This is a genomic window from Streptomyces sp. NPDC004732 (assembly GCF_040609235.1).
Classification (GTDB): Bacteria; Actinomycetota; Actinomycetes; order Streptomycetales; family Streptomycetaceae; genus Streptomyces.
Genome location: NZ_JBEXJR010000002.1, coordinates 39,098 through 57,624 on the forward strand (window position 1 = coordinate 39,098; position 18,527 = coordinate 57,624).

The window sequence follows — 18,527 nt, forward strand, 5'->3', positions numbered from 1 at the left end:
GCCCTTCTTCATTCCGAGACACCCGTTCCGATGCGCGAGACGATTTCGTCCCAGTAGCCGGGCATGGACTCCCAGGGGTCACCCACGCCACCCCCGTCCACACGGTCCGTGAAGTAGATCGTCGAGGCGCCCTGCCAGCGGGCGATGCGCAGCGCCTCGTCCAGATGCCCGCGCGGCATGCCGTGCACGAAGTGGCAGAAGCGCTCGGGCGGATAGTCCGCGGTCCACTCGGCAACCTGCGACCAGCGGTAATCGCTCCACGGGCCCGTGAAGGTCACCAACTGGTCGCCCGTCTCGGCATAGCCGGGGTACGGATGGGTGCCGTGCCCGAGCACGATGTGCGCGTCGCCGACCAGGGCCCGCAGGGTCGTCACCGTCCTGCGCACCTCCGGGAGCGCGGCCCGCTCGGTCGGGCAGCGGTCCAGGGAGAAGCCGTCGACCTGGTACCAGTCGAGATAGCGGTGCGCGTCGGAGATCAGCTCCCCGAAGGCGCGTGCTCCGTACGTCGTGTCGAGGTGCCCGAGCACCCGGATGCCCGCGTTCCGCAGCCGTCCCGCCGCCTCCAGGCAGTGCGGGTCAGGACGCTCCCCGGGACCATTGGCGACATTCAGGACAACCCACTTCAATGGGGTGCCGGGGCGGGTGAGTTCGGACCATTCGACGGGAGCCACGAGGGGGTGGGCGAAGCCCGGGATGCCGAAGCCGATCCGTACCTCGGTGCTCGCGGTACCCCTCGTGGTCCTGGTCAGATGCGGCATGCGGCCTCCATCCAGATATCGGCCAGTGACTCTTCGAGATTGATGCGGGGCCGCCAGCCGAGCCGGTCCCGCGCCGTGCGTACATCGGCCTGCTGCCAGCTCCCGCAGCCGTCCGGGTAGGGGTACGCGGCCGCGGCCGGTCCCCCGTGCTCGGATTCGCCGCGGGGGTGGCCGATGGATGCCCGCACGGGCACCTGGTCGAGTTCGTGCAACGCGCCGCCGTACCCCGCGACGCGGGCCAGGACGGCGGCCGCGTCACGTAGTCGTACGGCGCGTCCGGCCCCGATGTTCACGACACCCTGGGCCGCGGAGAGCGAGGCGGCGTGCACGGCGCGCGCCACGTCGCGTACGTCCACGAAGTCCCGCTGCACGCCGAGCCCCCCGAGCTTCAGCTCGCCGTCCCCCGCCTGCATCGCGCGCCGCATGGCCTCCGCGAGCCGCCCGAGCGGCGACCCGGCGGGCGTGCCGGGGCCTGCGGGCGAGAAGACGCGCAGGACGACGGCGTCGAGCCCGGAGCCGAGCACGAGTTCCGTGGCTGCCAGCTTGCTGACGCCGTAGGGCCCGCCGGGCCGCGGCACCGCGTCCTCGGCCGTCGAGGAGCCCGGCTGGCTCGGCCCGTACTCCGCGCCGCAGCCGAGCTGCACGAGGCGCGCCCCGCAGCCGCTGCGCCGCAAGGCCTCGCAGATGGTGGCGACGGCGACGGTGTTGTGCCGGGTGAGGTCGCGGGCACCGCCCCGGGTGGCCCCTGCGCAGTTGATGACGACGCCCGGGTGGACGGCGTCCAGGAAACGGGTGAGCGCGCCGGGGCTTCCGCTGGCGAGGTCGAACCGTACGTCCGAGTCGTCGCCGCGGCCGAGCGCGGTGAGCTGCACGGCCGGGTCGGCAAGGAGCCGGTCGGCGACGAACCGGCCGAGGTATCCGTTGGCTCCGATCAGCAGCACCCTCATCGGGGGCCTCCCGGGGTGGCCGCTCGGCGGCGGGGACGGCTGCGGGTGGTCATCTGTGTTTCTCCTTCGGGAAGTTGCCGTGGTGCACGGGATGAGCCCGCGGTGTCGGCCCCGCGGGAGAGTGGTCCTGGCGGTCTGCGGGGCGTCGGTTCACGAGTTGGGTCACCTGTCGATTCACGGCGCATCACGGGAACCGGCGTGGGCCGAGGCCAGGGTCAGGGTCCTGGCCGCGTGGACGAGCAGGACGAGGGCGGCGCCGCCGCACGCGGTGGCCGGTACGACGCCCGGGCCCCATGCGTCGACGGCGGCCGTGACGGGGACGGCGAGCGCGTCGCAGCCGGGCAGCCGGGCGGCGAACACCAGGGCCAGGGCGGCCGCTTCGCAGGCACCGGCGGCGCCGAGCAGCAGGGCGGGAGCGCGGGTGAAGCCGTAGACACCGAGGAGCCGCGCGAGCAGGAGCAGTGCGCCGAGCGCGGCGGCCCCGGCCATCGCGGGTGTGCCGTGACCGGGGCCCGCGCCCGTGTCGCGCAGCAGCGCGTGCACCCCCGCGAGCAGCGATCCGAGCGCGCCAAGGAACAGTGCGAAGGCACCGAAGAGCAACGGCCTTACGGAGGACGCGAATTCATCGAGTCCGCGGCTCGCGGCGAGGCGGCCACCGGACCGCACCGCGAAGAGGCGGGCGCACCAGACCGCGGGCGCGACGGCGAGGGAGAGCCCGAGGAGCGCGGCGACCGCCGGGTCCCAGAGGTCGCCGGGACCGTCCGGGCCGCCCGCGACGGCGCCGTTCAACAGGCCGTCGCCGAGCAGGGCGTACGCAAGGAGCCAGCACACCCACGCGCGCGTGGCGGGCACCGGACGGGTGACGGCGCGCAGCGGTCCGTGCCGGAGGGCGATGCGCAGGGCCACGGCGACGGCGAGTGCGCCGCCGAGCGCGGCCACGAGCCGCAGGTGGCCCTCGCTGAGGGCGAGTCCCGCGACGGCGGCCGCGCACACGGCGCCGGGCAGCAGCGCGAACAGGGCCCAGCCGGAGGGGACTTGCCTCGACGGAGAAGTCACGGGGCGTACGGCGAGCGACGGCACGCGCCCGCCGGGGAGCCCGGGCACGCGCGCGTACATCTCCTCGGCCAGTGCGAACACGTCCCGGTGCCGGAAGCGTGCGGCGGCCCGGTCGGTGACGCCGTGCGCCTCCAGGCCCGCCGCGATCTCCAGCGGGTCGACGGCACGTTCGCACAGCTCCCGGTGCCGGTGCATGAGGGCCTTCACGGGGTCGGCGGCGCCGCGCCGAGGGGGCCTGGCGCGGGCGGCGACGCGGGCGAGCGGCGACCGGGTTCCGGCGCCGCGCCTGCCCTTGCCGCGTGCGTCCCAACCGCTGTCGCCGTCGTCGTCGCCGCGCTCGCCCTCGCCGAAGGCGGGGACGGACACGCCGTCGCCGAGCGGAGCCGCAGCGGCCCCGTGCGGCCCGGGCAGCCCGGGCAGCCCAGGCAGCCCGTGCAGCAGCTCCTCCGACCGGGAGTCCCAGGCGCTCGCGCCCGCCGGAGCCCGCGGCGCGTCCACGGCGCCGGGCGGGTCGGCGCTCTCGTATCCCTCTATCCGGCTAGTCCGGCTCGTCCGACTCATACGGCAGCCCCCTTCAACTGATCCCGCACCTCTACGCCTCCGGGCGCCGGGGCCTCCTCCGGCACGGCCCAGCTCGGCACCCCGCACTCGGCCGCCCCCGGCTCCATCCCGGCCGCGGGCCCCACCGCGACCGCCCAGCGCCCCGGGACATACGCCTCCGCCGGGTGCGCGAACGGCACCGGTTCGCCCGCCTCGTCCACCGCGTCCCTGCGGACGGGGCAGTGCGAGACGATCTCCAGGTAGATGCTTCGAAATGCCGCGATGTTCTGCTCGACGGTGAAGAGTTCGAGCGCGCGGGCCCGCGCCGCCGCGCCGAGGCGCGCGCACCGCTCGGGGTCGCGCAGGAGCGCCGTGCACGCCTCCGCGAGCGCCCGCGGATTGCGCGGCGGCACGACGAGCCCCGTGCCGCCGATGACCTCGACCACCGCGCCGACGTCCGTGGAGACGGTCGCGCGTCCGCAGAACATGGCCTCGACCAGACTGATCGGGAAGCCTTCGACGACGCTGGACAGGACGACGACGCCCGCTGAGGCGTACGCGTCGGCGAGGCCGGGCACGTCGGGCCCGCCGATCTCCTCGAAGGAGACGGGGTTGTCGCCGACGGCGTGCGCGCCCGCCGCCTCGTCCGGGAAGAGCTGCGCGGCGAGGGCCCTGCAGTGCGCGAGGTAGGCCTGGGCCTCGGGCCCCTCGGCGGGTGCCCCGACGATCCGCAGCCGCGCCCCCGGCACCTCGTCGCGGATCTCCGCGAAGGCGTGCAACAGCGAGATCAGGTCCTTGGCGGGCTCGACGCGACCGACCCACAGGAGCGTGTCGGGGGCGTCGGCGAATTCGTCGTAGCCCCCTTCGCCGATCTCCGCGAAGCGGTCGGCCTCCATGCCCGGGTGGACCGTGCGCAGCTTGGCGCGGTCGGCGCCGCAGCGCTCCTGCCAGCGCCTTGCGTGGGTGTTGCCGGGGGTCACGACCGTGGCCGCGCGGTACACCTCCGCGGTGAGCAGGCCGTGGAAGGAGGCGAGCAGCGCCCGCGCGGGGGCGCTCAGGTCCGTGCCGCCCGCGGCGAGGTAGTGCGCGCGCAGCTGCACGCCGTACTCGGTGACGAGCAGCGGCACCCCCGCGAAGTGCTTCGCCAGCAGCCCGGGGAGGGCCGCGGGCCCGCCGGACGTGGCGTGGCACAGGTCGACGGCGCCGAGTCCGTCGGACTCGTACCAGTCGAGGGAGAGCGGCCGCAGCGCTCGCTCGATCAGGCCGACGGCGGCGAGCAGGTCGGGGACGCGTGCGGCGTGGGCGACCCGCAGCGCGCCGGGTGCGTGGCAGGCGCTCTCCAGGGCGCGGACGGCGGACTCGGAGCGGAGCGCGCCGACCAGGCCGCCTTCGTCGCGGGCGAGTTCGGCGAGCCCGTACAGAGCGTTGCCGAAACGGTCCGCCACCTCGTCGCGATCGCCCCGGCACACCACGTCCGCAAGCTCTCCGAAGCACTCGGCGAACCGCCGCCGCGCCCGCCGTCCGCGCCCGCCACGGGGGCCCGCGGCGCAGAGCGCCTCGTCGTCGACGGTCCAGAGCGGCGCCGTGCGCACCCGGGCGACCTGGGGCGGCAGCTCGACCCAGCCCTGCGCCTCCTGCCGCTCGCTGCGGCTGAGTGCGTAGATGTCGAACTCGTGCTGCCCGAGCCCGCGTACGAGCCGGTCGCACCAGAGCCTCGCCTCACCGCTCACATACGGATAGCCACCCTCCGTAAGCAGTCCGACGCGCACGAGCGCACCCCCGATCTCCCGTTCGGTGAGCCGCCGTTGGCCGGCGGCTCGCAGCGGGACGAACGTAAGCGGTCATGCAGGTGGCGCGACGGACGGTTGTCCATCGCGCCACCAAAAGGGGTGAACGGCAGTAACTTTCCCGCGCCGGTAGCGTTCTGTCGCGCTATAGCAGTTCAGGAGCCCCTTTTCGTCACCGAGCGTCAGGCTGCGGCCAGCTCCTCGCGGGCCTCCCGCCGCCGCGCCGCCGCCTCCGGGTCCAGCGCGGGCACGGCCGCGAGCAGCCGCTTCGTGTACGGATCCTGTGGCGCCCCGTACACCTCCGCCACGGAGCCCTGCTCGACGATCCGCCCCTGCCGCATCACGGCGACCCGGTCGCTGACCTGGCGCACCACGGCGAGGTCGTGCGCGACGAAGACCAGCGCGAGCCCCAGCTCGCGCTGCAACTCGGCGAGCAGCGCGACGACTTGCGCCTGGGTCGTCACATCGAGCGCCGACACCGGTTCGTCGCACACGATGAGGCGCGGCTCGGCCGCGAGCGCCCGCGCGATGCCGACGCGCTGGCGCTGTCCACCGCTGAACTCGTGCGGGTAGCGGTCGTAGTGCGCCGGTTCGAGGCCGACGCGTTCGAGGAGTTCGCGCGCCCTCCCTCGTACGAAGGAGTCGCTCTCGCCCCGCGCGCGCAGCGGGTCGGCGATGGACTCGCCGACGGAACGCCGTGGGTTGAGCGAGGAGACGGGGTCCTGGAACACCATCTGCACACCGGGCGACACCTGCCCGCCGGGCTGCTCCACACCCCCGTGGAGGAGCTGCCCGGCGCTCGGTGCCAGGAGGCCGACCAGCATGCGCCCCAGCGTGGTCTTGCCGCTGCCGCTCTCCCCGACCACGCCGAGGGTCTCCCCCCGGCGGACGGTGAGCGAGACGTCGTCGACCGCGGTGACCGCGCGCTTCCCGCGCCCGAACTCCCGCCGGAGGCCGACGGCTTCGAGCACGACGTCGCCCGGCTCCCCGGCGGGCGGCACCAGCGGCGAGTCCACCCGCGGCACGGCCTTGAGGAGCTCCTGCGTGTACGCCTCCCGTGGCGCCCCCAGGACCTCGCGCACCGCGCCGCGCTCCACCGCGCGCCCGTCCCGCATGACCAGGACCTCGTCGACGCTCTCCGCCGCGACGCCCACGTCGTGGGTGACGAGGAGGAGCCCCATGCCCGTCTCGGTCCGCAGCGTGTGCAGCAGGTCGAGGATCTGGGCCTGGACGGTGACGTCGAGCGCGGTGGTCGGCTCGTCGGCGACGAGCAGCGCGGGCTCGCACGCCAACGCCATGGCGATGAGCGTGCGCTGGCGCATGCCGCCGCTGAACTCGTGCGGACGGGAGCGGGAGCGGCGGGCCGCGTCGGGGATGCCGACCCGGTCGAGCACCTCCACGGCACGCGCGCGTGCCGCCCGCCGGGACGCTCCGGTGTGCACCCGGTACACCTCGGCGATCTGGTCGCCGACCGCGTAGTACGGGTCGAGCGAGGAGAGCGGGTCCTGGAAGACCATCGCGGCCTTGCCGCCGCGCAGCCGCCGCAGTTCGGCTTCGGACGCCGCGCCCACGTCGACGCCGTCGACCAGCACCGTCCCTTCGACGTGCGCGCCCGTGCCCCGGTGGAGGCCGAGCAGCGCGGACGCCACCGTGGACTTGCCGGATCCCGACTCGCCGACGAGGGCGAGCGCGCCGCCCTTCTCCAGCGTGAAGGAGAGGCCGTCCACGGCCCGGACCACACCGGCGCCGGATCCGAACCCGACGCTCAGGTCCTCGACTCGGACGAGACTCATGACAGCACCACCCGTCGGTCGGCCACCGCGTACAGGACGTCCGCGACGGCATTGGCGAGCACCACGAAGAAGCCGGTGACCATCACCATGCCGACCACCACCGGCAGGTCGACGACCTTGACCGCGTGCACGAGTTCACGCCCGATGCCGGGCAGGCCGAACAGCGTCTCGCTGAGCACGGCACCGCCGAACATCGACCCGAAGTCGTTGGCGGTCAGCGCGATGACGGGCGCGACGGCGCCGCGCAGCGCGTGCTTCCCGATGATCGACCGCTCCCCCACGCCGTACGCGCGAAAGGTCCGCACATGGTCGTCGGCGAGGGTCTCCAGCATCGAGGAGCGGGTCAGGCGCGCGTACTTGGCGGCCTCGATCAGGGCGAGCGAGAGCCAGGGCAGGAGCAGGTTCCACGCCCACTGCGTCGGATCGTCCGCGAAGTTCACGTACTGCGGGAAGGGCAGCCACTGCAGCTGACCGCAGACCACGATCATCAGGAGCAGGCCGATCACGAAGACGGGCGTGGCGGTGCCCGCGAGCGTGACGGCGGTCAGCACGCGCTCGCTGAGCCGCCCGCGCCGCCAGGCGGAGAGCACGCCCGTGCCCACCCCGAGGATGAGCCAGAGCACCATGGCGCCCAGCGCGAGCGACCCGGTGACCGGCAGCTTCGCGGTGATCAGCGCGGTGACCTGCTGGTCGCTCTGGTAGGAGATCCCGAGGCAGGGCGCGTCGCAGTGCTCGGTGCCGGTGCCCGTCGAGTAGTCGTGGCCGACGAAGATGCCCTGGAGGAAGTCCCAGTAGCGGACGTACAGCGGGTCGTCGAGCCGCAACTGCTCGGCGACCTGCTGCACTTGGGCTGGGGAACAGCGCGGGCCACAGGTGATCTGGGCGACGTTGCCCGGCGCGGCGTAGAACACCACGTAGATGATCACGGAGATGGCGAGGAGCGTGACGGCGGCGCCCAGCAGGCGCCGCACCAGGAATCCGGAGAACCCGGCGAACCCGCTCATGCCCGTGCCTCCCGCTTCCGGCCCGTCCCGACCCGCAGCCGCGAGGCGGCCCGCGGATCGAGCGCCGTGCGCACGCCGTCACCGAAGACGGTGAGCGCGAGCACGGTGAGGAACAGCGCGCCCGCCGGGTACAGCAGGTACTGCGGCGCGGCCTGGTACCAGACGTCCGCGGCCGTGAGCATCTGTCCCCACGACGCGGTGGGCGGCTTCACTCCCACGCCGAGGAAGGACAGCGCGGCCTCGACCGTGATGTTGACCGGGACGAGCAGCGCGGCGTAGGTGATGACGGGCGCGGCGAGCGCGGGCAGCAGTTCGCGGCGGGCGATCCGCACGGAGCCCCAGCCGCTGAGCCGCGCGGCGGCCACGTGGTCGAGCTCCTTGAGCGTGACGGTCTGCGCGCGCACGATCTTGGCCATGTTGCCCCAGGCGACGAGGCCGATGACGAGGGCGACGAGCACGGGCCGCGGGAAGGTGCTGGGCACGATCGCCATCAGCGCGAGCGCGAGGACCATGAGCGGCAGGGCCACGATGACGTCGGTGGCCCTGCTGAGCACCTGGTCGACCCAGCGGCTGCCGAACCCGGCGGCGATCCCGACCGCGACACCGATGACCACCTGCACGACGGTCGCGGCGAGCGCGACGCCGAGCGACACCCGCGCCCCGTACACGAGCCGCGCGAAGAGGTCACGCCCGGTCTGCGGCTCGACGCCGAGCCAGTGCTCCCCGCTGATCCCGCCGAACGGGCCGACCGGCACGCCGCCGCGCGCCGAGTCGATGAGGTCCGGGTGGTACGAGGTGGGGTCCTGCCCCTCCAGGGCGGTGAGCAGCGGCGCCGCGAGCGCCACGAGGACGAGCAGCGCGACGACGCCCGCCGCCACGAGGGCGGCGCGCTGTTCGCGCAGCCGCCCCCAGAAGACCGAGCGGACCGTCACGACGACTTCACCGCGACCTGGGAGACGTCCAGGACGCCGGTCCAGTCACTGATGACGATGTTCTTGACGTCCTTGCCGTACAGGCGCTTGTAGACGGGGTGGAACAGCGGCACGGTCAGCGCCTGCTCGCCGATCTTCTTGTCGAGGGCGCCCCAGCGCTCGGCGGCGGCCTTGAGGTCGGTCAGCTTGTTGATCTCGTCGATCTCGTCGTTGACGGACTTGTCGTCCAGGAAGCCGGAGTTGAAGTTGGCGCCGTCCTTCACGATCTGCCGGCCGTCGAAGATCGGGGCGAGGAAGGGACCGCCGGAGGGCCAGTCGGCGCCCCAGTGGGCGAGGAAGAGGCCGGGCTCGTCCTTGGCGCTGTGGACCTTGTCCTTGTAGTCGTTGTCCTCAAGGCCCTGCAGCTTGACGGTGATCCCGGCCTTCTTGAGCGCATCCTGGACCGCGGTGGCGATCTCGGGACTGGTCTCGAAGTCCTTGGCGTTGGAGTGCGTGAGCGTGATGGTGAGCCCGTCCTTGTGACCGGCCTCCTTCAGGAGCTCCTTGGCCTTCTTCGCGTTGCCGGACGTGCCCGCCGGGAAGTGGTCGTACTTCGTGTATCCGAAGGACTTCTGGTTCGGCAGGTACGTGGTGGCGGGCTCGGCGAGCGAGGAGCCGCCCGCGGCGTTGACGACCGAGGAGCGGTCCACGGCGTAGGAGATCGCCTGGCGCACCTTGGGGTCGTCGAACGGCTTCACCTTCGGGTTGAAGGCGAGGTAGTTCGTGTAGCCGAAGTGTCCGGTGCCGACGTGCGAGGCCAGCTCCTTGTCGCCGCTGACCTTGGCGAGCTCGGCCGGGCCGAGGTTGGTGTCGGTGGTGACGGCGGCGGCGTCGTCGCCCTGGCTCGCGGAGAGCCGCTGGTTGATGACGGACGAGTCGAGCCCGGACCGTACGTCGATGACGTCCGGGTAGGCCTTGCGCTCCGGGTCGTTCTTCGCGGACCAGTGCGGGTTGCGCTCCAGGCGCAGCCGCTCCCCGTCGTTCTCGTTCTTGACGACCTTGTAGGGCCCGGACGAGACCGGGTGCTCCTCGTACTTCGTGCCCTTGTCCTTGCTCTTCGGGACGGGCGTGAACTGCGTCTGGGTCGCCAGGTAGGGGAATTCGCCCTCGGGCTTGTTCAGATGGAAGACGATGGTCCGCTCGTCGGGCGTCTCGATGGACGCGAGCCCCTTGCCGCTCTTGTCCTTGTAGGGCCCCTCGTACTTGTCCCCGCCGACGAGCCAGTCCCTCAAGTAGGGCGCGCCACCGCTGAGTTCGGCGGCGAAGGACCGCTCGATGCCGTACTTCACGTCCGCCGAGGTGATCGCCGAACCGTCCTCGTACTTGACGCCCTTCTTCAGGGTGTACGTCCACACGGTGGCGTTCTTGCTCGGCTTGCCCAGGTCCGTCGCGAGGTCCGGGACGACCTCGGTGCCCTTGGCGCCGTCCTCGCGGTTGCGGGTGGTCAGCGTGCGGAAGACGAGGCTCGGCACGTTGCCGCCGCCGGAGGTGTACAGCCGCGCGGGGTCGAAGTCGGTCTGCGGGTCGCGGTTGAGGACGCTGAGCGTGCCGCCCTTGGCGGGCGTGCCGTCGCCGCCGCTCCCGGCGTCGTTGTCCTTGGGGCCCGCGCAGGCGGCGACGCCCGAGGCCAGGACCAGGCTGACGGATGCCGCTGCCACGCGGCGGGCTATGACGGACGATTGACGCATCGGAAGAAGACCTCTCGGGGGTCGCCGCGGAATGGCGGCGGGTCAACAGGAAACGAGCGGGAATGAAACGGAGCTCGCCCCGGAGAAGGCGCGGAAACGCAGCGGAAAAGAGCTGCGGACAGCCGGGAGCGGCCTAAGAGGGCCTGGGCTGGGAAGAGAGCGACGCACTCGCCGGGGCGGGCGTCAGCAACAGTGGATGTCGGCCACGCAGAGCGCGGTCACGCCGAAGAGCGCCAGCTCAATGGCGGCGCTCGAAGGGGCGTGACTGTTCGACATGCGGAGAAATATGAACGAACTTCCGACAAATGTCAAAGTGGCTGCTCAACTCTTGGGAAATGCCCAGGGGTTGGCCTTGCACTTGATGCCGTCGTGCTCCAGGAACTTCGTCTGCTGCTGCATGACGGGCGCGAGGTCCCCGCTCTTCGAGCAGTCCGTGTGGTTGAAGCCGAGCCGGTGTCCGACCTCGTGGTTGATCAACATCTGCCGGTACGGGTAAATGACGTTGCCGAACTTCTTCTTGACCTCGTCACCGTAGGTGGGCGCGCCCTGGGCCCACCGATAGGCATTGATCATCACGCGGTCCGTCGCCGCGGAATCGCACGACACGTTGTCCTGGGTCGTGTCGAGACCGGATTTCGCGCACCAGACGCCGGTCGTCCCCGGGCTCGCCAGCGTAATGACGAAATCGGGCTTCCCCGACGATATTCGCTCGAAAGTGCGGGCTCCGGCGTGGGCCCAGCTCCGGTCGTCGTTCAGGGTCTTCTGCACGGCCTGCGCGAAGAGTTTCCCGTCCAGACCGAGCCCCTTCTCCACGTCGACGCGGTAGCGGAACTTCTGCCCCTTGCCGGGCGCCTTCTCGAACCCGGCCATCGCCTCGAAGTCCCCGGACGCCTTGAGCTTCGCGTCCAGCGGGTACTTCTCCTTCATCTTCTCGTCGTACGTCGCCGGGGCCGCCTTCTGCTGATCCGCAGGGGTGGGGCGGCGGTCCGAGCGGGAGGCGGGGTCCTCGGTGTCCCGCGCGCCGCCCGGTGCGGCGCGGGACTGCGGGTCCGCGTCATCGGATCCGCCCGTCATCTGCCCTGCGACGACGACCGCGAGCACGGTGGTCACGGCGGCGGCCGCGATGCCGGTGAAGGTGCGGCCGCGGCCGCCCTTCTTGCCGTCGCCGTCCTGCCCGTCGGCGAGGTCGCCGTCTCCGTTGCCTTCGCCGTCTCCGTCTCCGTCGAGGAAGTCGCTGTTCTTGTCGTCGGGCCGGGGCTCGGCGGCCTCGTCCCAGGCGGTGACGGAGGCGTACGGGTCGCGGGGAGCCTGCGGCTGCGCGCCCGACTCGGGGCCGCCGCCGTCCGGGAAGGCGGCCACGTAGTCCTGGCGGGGGCCTGGAAAGCCGGGGCCGCTCCCGATCCGGGGCCCGCCACCGGTGCCGGTGACATCGCCCCAGCCGCCGCCGGGCTCCCGCTGCTCGGGGTGCCCGCCACGGACGTGCGACGCACCGTGGTGCGGCGTCTGCCGGGGTACGCCGTGCACGGGGGTGCCATGAGCGGGGGTGCCATGCGCAGGCGTCCCCTCGACCGGCCTGCCGTCCACCGGCCTGCCGTCCGCCCCGCGAGCGCGTCTGCGACGCCCGGTGCCGGGCCCCGGCTGCGGGCCCACGCCCTGCGACTTCGGTATGCCCGAGGTGCTGGTGTTGTCAGTCGTGTCTGCCGGACCCCGGCGGCTGTGCCGTCCCACGCCCCGCCTCAGCTCCCCGAACCCACGCGCGCGCCACCAGGGCCCGCGGTACTCGACTCACCCAGGTCGACGAGCAGTTCACGGAAGCCGGTGGCGACGGTCTCGGGATACTCCATCATCGCCACGTGCCCCGCGTCGGGCAGTGTGAGCAGCCGCGAGTCGCGGAACGCGGCGGCCGCTCTGCGCGCCATGCGGTAGGAGACGAGCAGATCGCGGCCTCCGTAGACGAGCAGGGTCGGGGCGAGCACGCGCTCGGCCTGCCGCCACAGCCCGTGCTGGCCGCCCAGCGTGTAAGCGTTCACTATGCCGCGCGCCGAGCGGGCCATCGCGTCCCAGAAGTAGGGGAGCTGGAGCCTGCGCTCCATCTCGTGGACCGCCGCAGTGAATCCTTCCGGCGTGACCCTGCCCGGGTCGCCGTAACAGAGCCCCATGACGCCGCGCACCCGCTGCTCGGCCGTCCACTCCCTGGTGAGCCGGGTGAAGAGGGATGCGACACCCGGCACCGCGAGCAGCCCGGTCGGCACCGCGGTGCGCTGCACCCGCAGCTCCGGCAGGGCGGGCGACACCAGGGTCAACGTGCGGACCAGGTCGGGGCGGACCGCGGCGACGCGCGTGGTGACGGCGCCGCCCATGGAGTTCCCGAAGAGGTGGACGGGGCCGCGGCCGCTCGCGTCGAGGTAGCGGATGACCGCGCGGGCGTGCCCCGTGACGGAGTAGTCCCCGTCGTCCGGTGGCGGGGAGTCCCCGAACCCCGGCAGGTCGAGCGCCTCGCAGTCGACGATGTCCGCCAGCAGCGGCATCAGGGCCGACCAGTTCTGCGAGGACCCGCCGAGCCCGTGCACGTACAGCGCGGGTGGCAGTCCTGGACCGGTCGAGGGCCGGGAGCGCACGGTCAGCGAGAGCCCTGGCAGTGCCACGGAGTCGAGCCGCTCGCCGTCCGCGACCGCCACTGCACCCGGCTTGGGCGCGACGGCGGAGGCCAGCAGGCTCGGCAGCTCGGTCGAAGACATGCGGCAATGTTACGAGACGATCACGCGGTAGTTCACGTGTTCGCCGTCACAGATTGTGCTCAGATCGCGTAGCGCCTCACGCGTGCCTCTTCTACGCTCGAATCACCTGGGACAACTTGCAGAGAGAGTCACGAAGCGTCATGGAATGAGGGAGTACGGGGCACTCGCATCACCAAGCCACCCAGTACCGCAAGGGAAGCGAGCCACACATGAGTGTCGACCCGACCGACCCCGACACCTTCGAGACGGACGACAGCGCGGCCGAGGCCGATGTCGAGGCCCCGGAGGCGGACACCGCGGAGCAGCACACGGACCTCACCCCGAGCCGGGACGACTCCCTCCAGGAGGCCGATCCGGCCGCGGCGAACGAGGCCGACCTCGCGGAACAGGCCCGCGTCGTCAGCATCGACGAGGACGACTACCGCTGAGACAGAGCGGGGCTGTCGTCGGCCGACAACACCGACCTGACCGTGTTTGCCCTGCTACGCACCGTTGGAGAGCCCATCTTCGATGGTCCAGTCCATGAAATTCTGCGCTCGTACCGCGCACATCGCTGTTACCGAAAAGTACGATGGCGGCGCGGCGCTCACCGCACATCGGACGATTTGGGAGGCGGCGTGACAGCCATCGAGCAGACAGAGGCAGCACGCCCGCGGGGCACACGCCTGCCGCGCCGTGCCCGACGCAACCAGCTCCTCGGGGCGGCCCAGGAAGTTTTCGTCGCGCAGGGGTACCACGCGGCGGCGATGGACGACATCGCCGAGCGCGCGGGCGTCAGCAAGCCCGTGCTCTACCAGCACTTCCCGGGCAAGCTCGACCTCTACCTCGCCCTGCTCGACCAGCACTGCGAGTCGCTCCTGCAGTCCGTGCGCACGGCGCTGGCGTCCACCACGGACAACAAGCTCCGCGTCGCCGCGACGATGGACGCCTACTTCGCGTACGTGGAGGACGAGGGCGGCGCCTTCCGGCTGGTCTTCGAGTCGGACCTGACGAACGAGTCGGCCGTGCGGGAGCGCGTGGACCGCGTCACCCTGCAGTGCGCCGAGGCGATCTGCGAGGTCATCGCGGAGGACACCGGCCTGCCCCGGGACGAGGCGATGCTCCTCGCCGTCGGCCTCGGCGGATACTCCCAGGTCGTCGCCCGGTACTGGCTGGCGAGCTCCAGCACGGTCCCGCGCGAGAAGGCGGTCCAGCTGATCACGTCGCTCGCCTGGCGCGGCATCGCGGGCTTCCCGCTGCACGGCGCCGAGGGCCACTGACCCCCTCGCCCTTTTGTTCCCGTCCCGTGTTCGCTACCGGCGTTCATGGCCGCGGCCGTCCCCGTCCCCTCACCGGGCTAATGTGTGCTGGGTACGGCGCGGACGGCCGCGCACAGACTGACCGTCGGAGGGACAAAGCCGTGGAGGTCAAGATCGGCGTGCAGTACGCGCCCCGCGAGATCGTGCTGGAGAGCGGCCAGAGCGCCGAGGAAGTCGAGCACGCGGTGTCCGAGGCGCTGACCGGCAAGTCGCCGCTGCTGAGCCTCGTGGACGACCACGGCCGCAAGGTCCTGGTTCCGGCCGACCGCCTGGCGTACGTGGAGCTCGGCGAGCCCACGGCGCGCAAGGTGGGCTTCAGCGCCCTGTAGGACACCCTTGGTGGATCTTCACAGGAACGGCCCGGTGGTTCTCAACCACCGGGCCGTTCCTGTGTGTTGGCCGTTCTTGTCCGTCATACGGGGGATGCCGACGCCGACCGATCATGGAGGGTTGCGTTCCGGCCGCCGGGGGTAGACCGGCTACGACCGATTTGCACCGGCCGCAAAGGGAGGGCACACACCGTGATTCTGGAAGCACTCGGCTCCACACTGCTCGGCCTCGCCCTGGCCTGGGCCGCCGCGCACCGCTTCGGGCACCGACTGCCCGCGCGCAACCTGGTCCTGGCCACGGGCCCCGCAGGCGCACTCATCGGCGCCTTCATCACGCACACCGCACTCGGCTCGGGCCACGCCCCCGCGACGCTCCTGGGAGCCGTCGCCGTCTCCGTGGCACTGCTGTCCCTGCTGCTCCGCCCGACCCGCACAAGAATGCGCCGCTCGGCAACGGCATAGCCGCGGGCGGCGCTGCGGGCCACTCAAAGGGGGCGGCGCTGGGGGTAGCTCAAGGGGCGCGGGGAACTGCGCGACCGGCCACGAGGCACCCGCAGCCGACCACGCCGCGGACCACCCAAGGGGCGCGGGGAACTGCGCGACCAGCCACGACGGACCCGCAGCCGACCGCACTCCGGCCAGGCCCCGAACTACGCCGCCAAGCCCAGCGCAGCCATCCGCTTGGTGTGCGCCTCGGTGATCCGGGAGAACATCCGCCCGACCTCGGCGAGGTCGAAGCCGTCCGCCACGCCGCCGACGAGCATCGTCGACAGCGCGTCCCGGTCGGCGACGACCCGCTGCGACTGCGAGAGGGCCTCGCCCATCAGACGCCGCGCCCAGAGCGCGAGCCGCCCGCCCACGCGCGGGTCCGCCTCGATCGCGGCGCGCACCTTCTCCACGGCGAAGCTCGCGTGCCCCGTGTCGTCGAGCACACCCAGCACCAGGGCGCGGGTGTCGCCGTCGAGGCGGGCCGCGACCTCGCGGTAGAAGTCACTGGCGATCGAGTCGCCGACGTACGCCTTGACCAGGCCCTCCAGCCAGTCGGACGGCGCGGTCTGGCGGTGGAAGCCGTCGAGCGCGGCGACGAACGGCTCCATCGCCTCCGTCGACTCCACGCCGATCGCCGACAGCCGGTCCCTGAGCTGCTCGAAGTGGTGGAACTCGGCCGACGCCATCTTCGCCAGCTCCGCCTTGTCGCCGAGCGTCGGCGCGAGCTTGGCGTCCTCCGCGAGCCGCTCGAACGCGGCGAGCTCCCCGTAGGCGAGCGCGCCGAGGAGGTCCACGACCGCGGCGCGGTACTGGGGCTCGGTGGCGGCCGTCGCCCAGTCCTGGGCGGCGATTCCGGTGGGTTCGGGGGCGGATTCGGCAGCGGTGTCGGGGGTCTCCATGAAGCGCACAATAGCCCGCTTGCCGGACGTCGTAAGGCCCTGGTCAGTGACTGTGACGACGACCATGTGACCAATTCGCCGGACACACATGCGAGATTCCGCGGTACAGTGGTAATGCGCCTGCCGAATATTCGACGGGCCGTACGAATGAGGATGCCCGGTCGGTGGCCCGATCGGCTCCGACCCGACAGCCCTCCGGGCGGTACGCACAGGTGCGTGCGGCACGAGGAGGGAACCTCAGCGGTAAGAGCGCTCGAGCGCCGGCAGTGGTCCCGCGCCCCCGGCCCGCCCCCCAAGCGGCCCGGCGGTAGTGGCACGGTCACGACCCCCAGCGTTCGCCTCAAGCCGCGTCTCACAGAAGAGGCATAGCCCTGACTACGACTTTCCGAGAGCTCGGGATCCTTCCCGAGACGGCCGAGGCGCTCGAAGCCGTCGGCATCATCAATCCCTTTCCCATCCAGGAGCTCACGCTCCCCGTCGCCCTCTCGGGGACGGACGTCATCGGCCAGGCCAAGACCGGCACCGGCAAGACCCTCGGCTTCGGGCTCCCGATCCTCGAGCGCGTCACCGTGCCCGCCGACGTCGAGGCAGGCCGCGCCAAGCCGGAGCAGCTGACCGAGGCGCCGCAGGCCCTCGTCGTCGTTCCCACGCGCGAGCTGTGCCAGCAGGTGACGAACGACCTCCTGACCGCAGGCAAGGCGCGCAACGTCCGCGTCCTCGCCATATACGGCGGCCGGGCCTACGAACCGCAGGTCGAGGCCCTCAAGAAGGGCGTCGACGTGGTCGTCGGCACCCCGGGCCGTCTGCTCGACCTCGCGGGCCAGCGCAAGCTCGACCTCAAGCACGTCAAGTGCCTGGTCCTCGACGAGGCCGACGAGATGCTCGACCTGGGCTTCCTGCCCGACGTCGAGAAGATCATCAACATGCTGCCCGCGAAGCGTCAGACGATGCTGTTCTCGGCGACCATGCCGGGCGCCGTCATCGGCCTGGCCCGTCGGTACATGTCGCAGCCCACGCACATCCGCGCCACCGCGCCGGACGACGAGGGCCAGACCGTCGCGAACACGAAGCAGTTCGTGTACCGCGCGCACAACATGGACAAGCCCGAGATGGTCTCGCGCATCCTGCAGGCCGACGGCCGCGGACTCGCGATGATCTTCTGCCGTACGAAGCGGACCGCCGCCGACATCGCCGAGCAGCTCGAGAAGCGCGGCTTTGCCTCGGGCGCCGTGCACGGCGACCTCGGGCAGGGCGCGCGCGAGCAGGCCCTGCGCGCGTTCCGCAACGGCAAGGTGGACGTGCTCGTCTGCACGGACGTCGCCGCGCGAGGCATCGACGTCGGTGGCGTGACGCACGTCATCAACTACCAGTCCCCCGAGGACGAGAAGACGTACCTGCACCGCATCGGCCGCACCGGCCGCGCGGGCGCCAAGGGCATCGCGATCACCCTGGTCGACTGGGACGACATCCCGCGCTGGCAGCTGATCAACAAGGCGCTCGACCTCGGGTTCAGCGACCCGGTCGAGACGTACTCCAGCTCCCCGCACCTCTATGAGGAGCTGGACATCCCGGCGGGCACCAAGGGTGTGCTGCCCCGCGCCGAGCGGACCCGTGCGGGTCTGGGCGCGGAGGAGGTCGAGGACCTCGGCGAGACCGGTGGCCGCGGCCGCGGTGGCCGCTCCGGCGGTCGTACGCAGGACCGTGACCGGGACCGCAACCGCGACCGGGACCGGGACCGTTCGGGCCCGGCGTCGTCCGAGGAGCGCGAGCGCCCCGCGCGCACGCCGCGTCGTCGCCGCCGCACCCGTGCGGGCAGCCCGCTCGACGCCACCGCGACGGCGACCGCCGCTCCGACGGCCGAGGCGAGCGCCCCGGCCGCCCCGGCCGCCGAGGTGACCGAGCCCCGCACCCCGCGCCGCCGTCGGCGCACGCGTTCCGGTGGGGCGTCCGAGGCTCTGGCCACGGCCGAGAGCACGGCCGTCGTGACGGAGGCGCCCGCACCGGTCGCCGCCGCCCCCGCGGCCCCGGCCGTCGAGGCGGAGGCCCCGGCCACGAAGCCGCGCCGCCGCACCCGCAAGCCCCCGGAGGAGGTCGCGGAGAAGGTCGCCGAAGCCGCCACCGTCGAGGTCACCGCGCCGGAAGCCGAGGCCGAGAAGCCGAAGCGCCGCACCCGTAAGGCTGCGGAGAAGGTCGTCGAGGCCGCCACCGTCGAGGTCGCCGCGACCGACGC

The 18,527-nt window shown here is 72.4% G+C and carries 17 protein-coding genes; 5 read left to right on the forward strand and 12 right to left on the reverse strand.

All coding sequences use genetic code 11. The features are described 5' to 3' along the window. Positions 1-8 precede the first annotated feature (8 nt). From ABZV77_RS04570 to ABZV77_RS04620, 11 genes are all read right to left on the reverse strand, one after another. The gene (locus ABZV77_RS04570; RefSeq protein ID WP_356250286.1) at positions 9-758 is read right to left on the reverse strand and encodes a spherulation-specific family 4 protein; all 750 of its coding nucleotides are present in this window, start codon (positions 756-758) and stop codon (positions 9-11) included. After that, a complete protein-coding gene (locus ABZV77_RS04575; RefSeq protein WP_306333045.1) occupies positions 746-1,705 on the reverse strand; it encodes an NAD-dependent epimerase/dehydratase family protein in 960 nt (319 codons plus the stop codon). The genes ABZV77_RS04570 and ABZV77_RS04575 overlap by 13 nt, the downstream gene beginning before the upstream one ends. Before the next feature lie 174 nt (positions 1,706-1,879). Then, positions 1,880-3,322 carry a hypothetical protein gene (locus ABZV77_RS04580; RefSeq protein WP_356250287.1) on the reverse strand — a complete coding sequence of 481 codons (1,443 nt, stop codon included), beginning with the start codon at positions 3,320-3,322 and terminating at the stop codon, positions 1,880-1,882. Further along, entirely contained in the window at positions 3,319-5,070 is a 1,752-nt protein-coding gene (locus ABZV77_RS04585) for a DUF3492 domain-containing protein (RefSeq protein ID WP_356250289.1), read from the reverse strand. Before ABZV77_RS04585 ends, ABZV77_RS04580 begins: the two co-directional genes overlap by 4 nt. Before the next feature lie 200 nt (positions 5,071-5,270). Beyond that, positions 5,271-6,881 carry an ABC transporter ATP-binding protein gene (locus tag ABZV77_RS04590; RefSeq protein WP_356250290.1) on the reverse strand — a complete coding sequence of 537 codons (1,611 nt, stop codon included), beginning with the start codon at positions 6,879-6,881 and terminating at the stop codon, positions 5,271-5,273. Then, positions 6,878-7,885, reverse strand: a complete 1,008-nt coding sequence (locus tag ABZV77_RS04595; RefSeq protein WP_356250292.1) for an ABC transporter permease — start codon at positions 7,883-7,885, stop codon at positions 6,878-6,880. The genes ABZV77_RS04590 and ABZV77_RS04595 overlap by 4 nt, the downstream gene beginning before the upstream one ends. Continuing rightward, entirely contained in the window at positions 7,882-8,817 is a 936-nt protein-coding gene (locus tag ABZV77_RS04600; RefSeq protein WP_356250294.1) for an ABC transporter permease, read from the reverse strand. The genes ABZV77_RS04595 and ABZV77_RS04600 overlap by 4 nt, the downstream gene beginning before the upstream one ends. Beyond that, positions 8,814-10,544, reverse strand: a complete 1,731-nt coding sequence (locus tag ABZV77_RS04605; RefSeq protein WP_356250296.1) for an ABC transporter substrate-binding protein — start codon at positions 10,542-10,544, stop codon at positions 8,814-8,816. Before ABZV77_RS04605 ends, ABZV77_RS04600 begins: the two co-directional genes overlap by 4 nt. Before the next feature lie 183 nt (positions 10,545-10,727). Then, the gene (locus tag ABZV77_RS04610; RefSeq protein WP_317987152.1) at positions 10,728-10,820 is read right to left on the reverse strand and encodes an Ms4533A family Cys-rich leader peptide; all 93 of its coding nucleotides are present in this window, start codon (positions 10,818-10,820) and stop codon (positions 10,728-10,730) included. A gap of 45 nt (positions 10,821-10,865) precedes the next feature. Next, positions 10,866-12,272, reverse strand: a complete 1,407-nt coding sequence (locus ABZV77_RS04615) for a DUF3152 domain-containing protein (protein ID WP_356250298.1) — start codon at positions 12,270-12,272, stop codon at positions 10,866-10,868. A gap of 8 nt (positions 12,273-12,280) precedes the next feature. Then, positions 12,281-13,282 carry an alpha/beta hydrolase gene (locus tag ABZV77_RS04620; RefSeq protein WP_356250300.1) on the reverse strand — a complete coding sequence of 334 codons (1,002 nt, stop codon included), beginning with the start codon at positions 13,280-13,282 and terminating at the stop codon, positions 12,281-12,283. A 209-nt stretch (positions 13,283-13,491) separates the two neighbouring features. Between ABZV77_RS04620 and ABZV77_RS04625 the strand changes: the two genes are divergently transcribed. The 4 genes from ABZV77_RS04625 (at position 13,492) to ABZV77_RS04640 (ending at position 15,371) form a co-directional block, all read left to right on the forward strand. Then, positions 13,492-13,710: a hypothetical protein gene (locus tag ABZV77_RS04625; protein ID WP_356250302.1), complete on the forward strand. Its 219-nt coding sequence runs from the start codon at positions 13,492-13,494 to the stop codon at positions 13,708-13,710. Positions 13,711-13,899: 189 nt separating this feature from the next. Continuing rightward, a complete protein-coding gene (locus ABZV77_RS04630) occupies positions 13,900-14,541 on the forward strand; it encodes a TetR/AcrR family transcriptional regulator (protein ID WP_356250303.1) in 642 nt (213 codons plus the stop codon). A gap of 140 nt (positions 14,542-14,681) precedes the next feature. Next, a complete protein-coding gene (locus ABZV77_RS04635; RefSeq protein WP_055565193.1) occupies positions 14,682-14,909 on the forward strand; it encodes a DUF3107 domain-containing protein in 228 nt (75 codons plus the stop codon). Positions 14,910-15,101: 192 nt separating this feature from the next. Beyond that, positions 15,102-15,371 (forward strand): hypothetical protein, encoded by a 270-nt coding sequence (locus ABZV77_RS04640; RefSeq protein ID WP_356250305.1) that lies wholly within the window; start codon positions 15,102-15,104, stop codon positions 15,369-15,371. A 188-nt stretch (positions 15,372-15,559) separates the two neighbouring features. On the opposite strand, the gene ABZV77_RS04645 is transcribed toward ABZV77_RS04640, so the two are convergent. Further along, a complete protein-coding gene (locus ABZV77_RS04645) occupies positions 15,560-16,297 on the reverse strand; it encodes a ferritin-like fold-containing protein (RefSeq protein ID WP_356250307.1) in 738 nt (245 codons plus the stop codon). Positions 16,298-16,662: 365 nt separating this feature from the next. On the opposite strand from ABZV77_RS04645, the gene ABZV77_RS04650 reads away from it, so the two are divergent. Beyond that, a partial coding sequence (locus tag ABZV77_RS04650; protein WP_356252276.1) for a DEAD/DEAH box helicase occupies positions 16,663-18,527 on the forward strand: 1,865 nt, incomplete at its 3' end.

Bases quoted from the DNA above. Each gene is read 5' to 3' on its own strand.
- ABZV77_RS04570 (WP_356250286.1), bottom strand. From the start codon at position 758: ATGCCGCATCTGACCAGGACCACGAGGGGTACCGCGAGCACCGAGGTA.
- ABZV77_RS04575 (WP_306333045.1), bottom strand. From the start codon at position 1,705: ATGAGGGTGCTGCTGATCGGAGCCAACGGATACCTCGGCCGGTTCGTC.
- ABZV77_RS04580 (WP_356250287.1), bottom strand. From the start codon at position 3,322: ATGAGTCGGACGAGCCGGACTAGCCGGATAGAGGGATACGAGAGCGCC.
- ABZV77_RS04590 (WP_356250290.1), bottom strand. From the start codon at position 6,881: ATGAGTCTCGTCCGAGTCGAGGACCTGAGCGTCGGGTTCGGATCCGGC.
- ABZV77_RS04595 (WP_356250292.1), bottom strand. From the start codon at position 7,885: ATGAGCGGGTTCGCCGGGTTCTCCGGATTCCTGGTGCGGCGCCTGCTG.
- ABZV77_RS04605 (WP_356250296.1), bottom strand. From the start codon at position 10,544: ATGCGTCAATCGTCCGTCATAGCCCGCCGCGTGGCAGCGGCATCCGTC.
- ABZV77_RS04610 (WP_317987152.1), bottom strand. From the start codon at position 10,820: ATGTCGAACAGTCACGCCCCTTCGAGCGCCGCCATTGAGCTGGCGCTC.
- ABZV77_RS04620 (WP_356250300.1), bottom strand. From the start codon at position 13,282: ATGTCTTCGACCGAGCTGCCGAGCCTGCTGGCCTCCGCCGTCGCGCCC.
- ABZV77_RS04625 (WP_356250302.1), top strand. From the start codon at position 13,492: ATGAGTGTCGACCCGACCGACCCCGACACCTTCGAGACGGACGACAGC.
- ABZV77_RS04645 (WP_356250307.1), bottom strand. From the start codon at position 16,297: ATGGAGACCCCCGACACCGCTGCCGAATCCGCCCCCGAACCCACCGGA.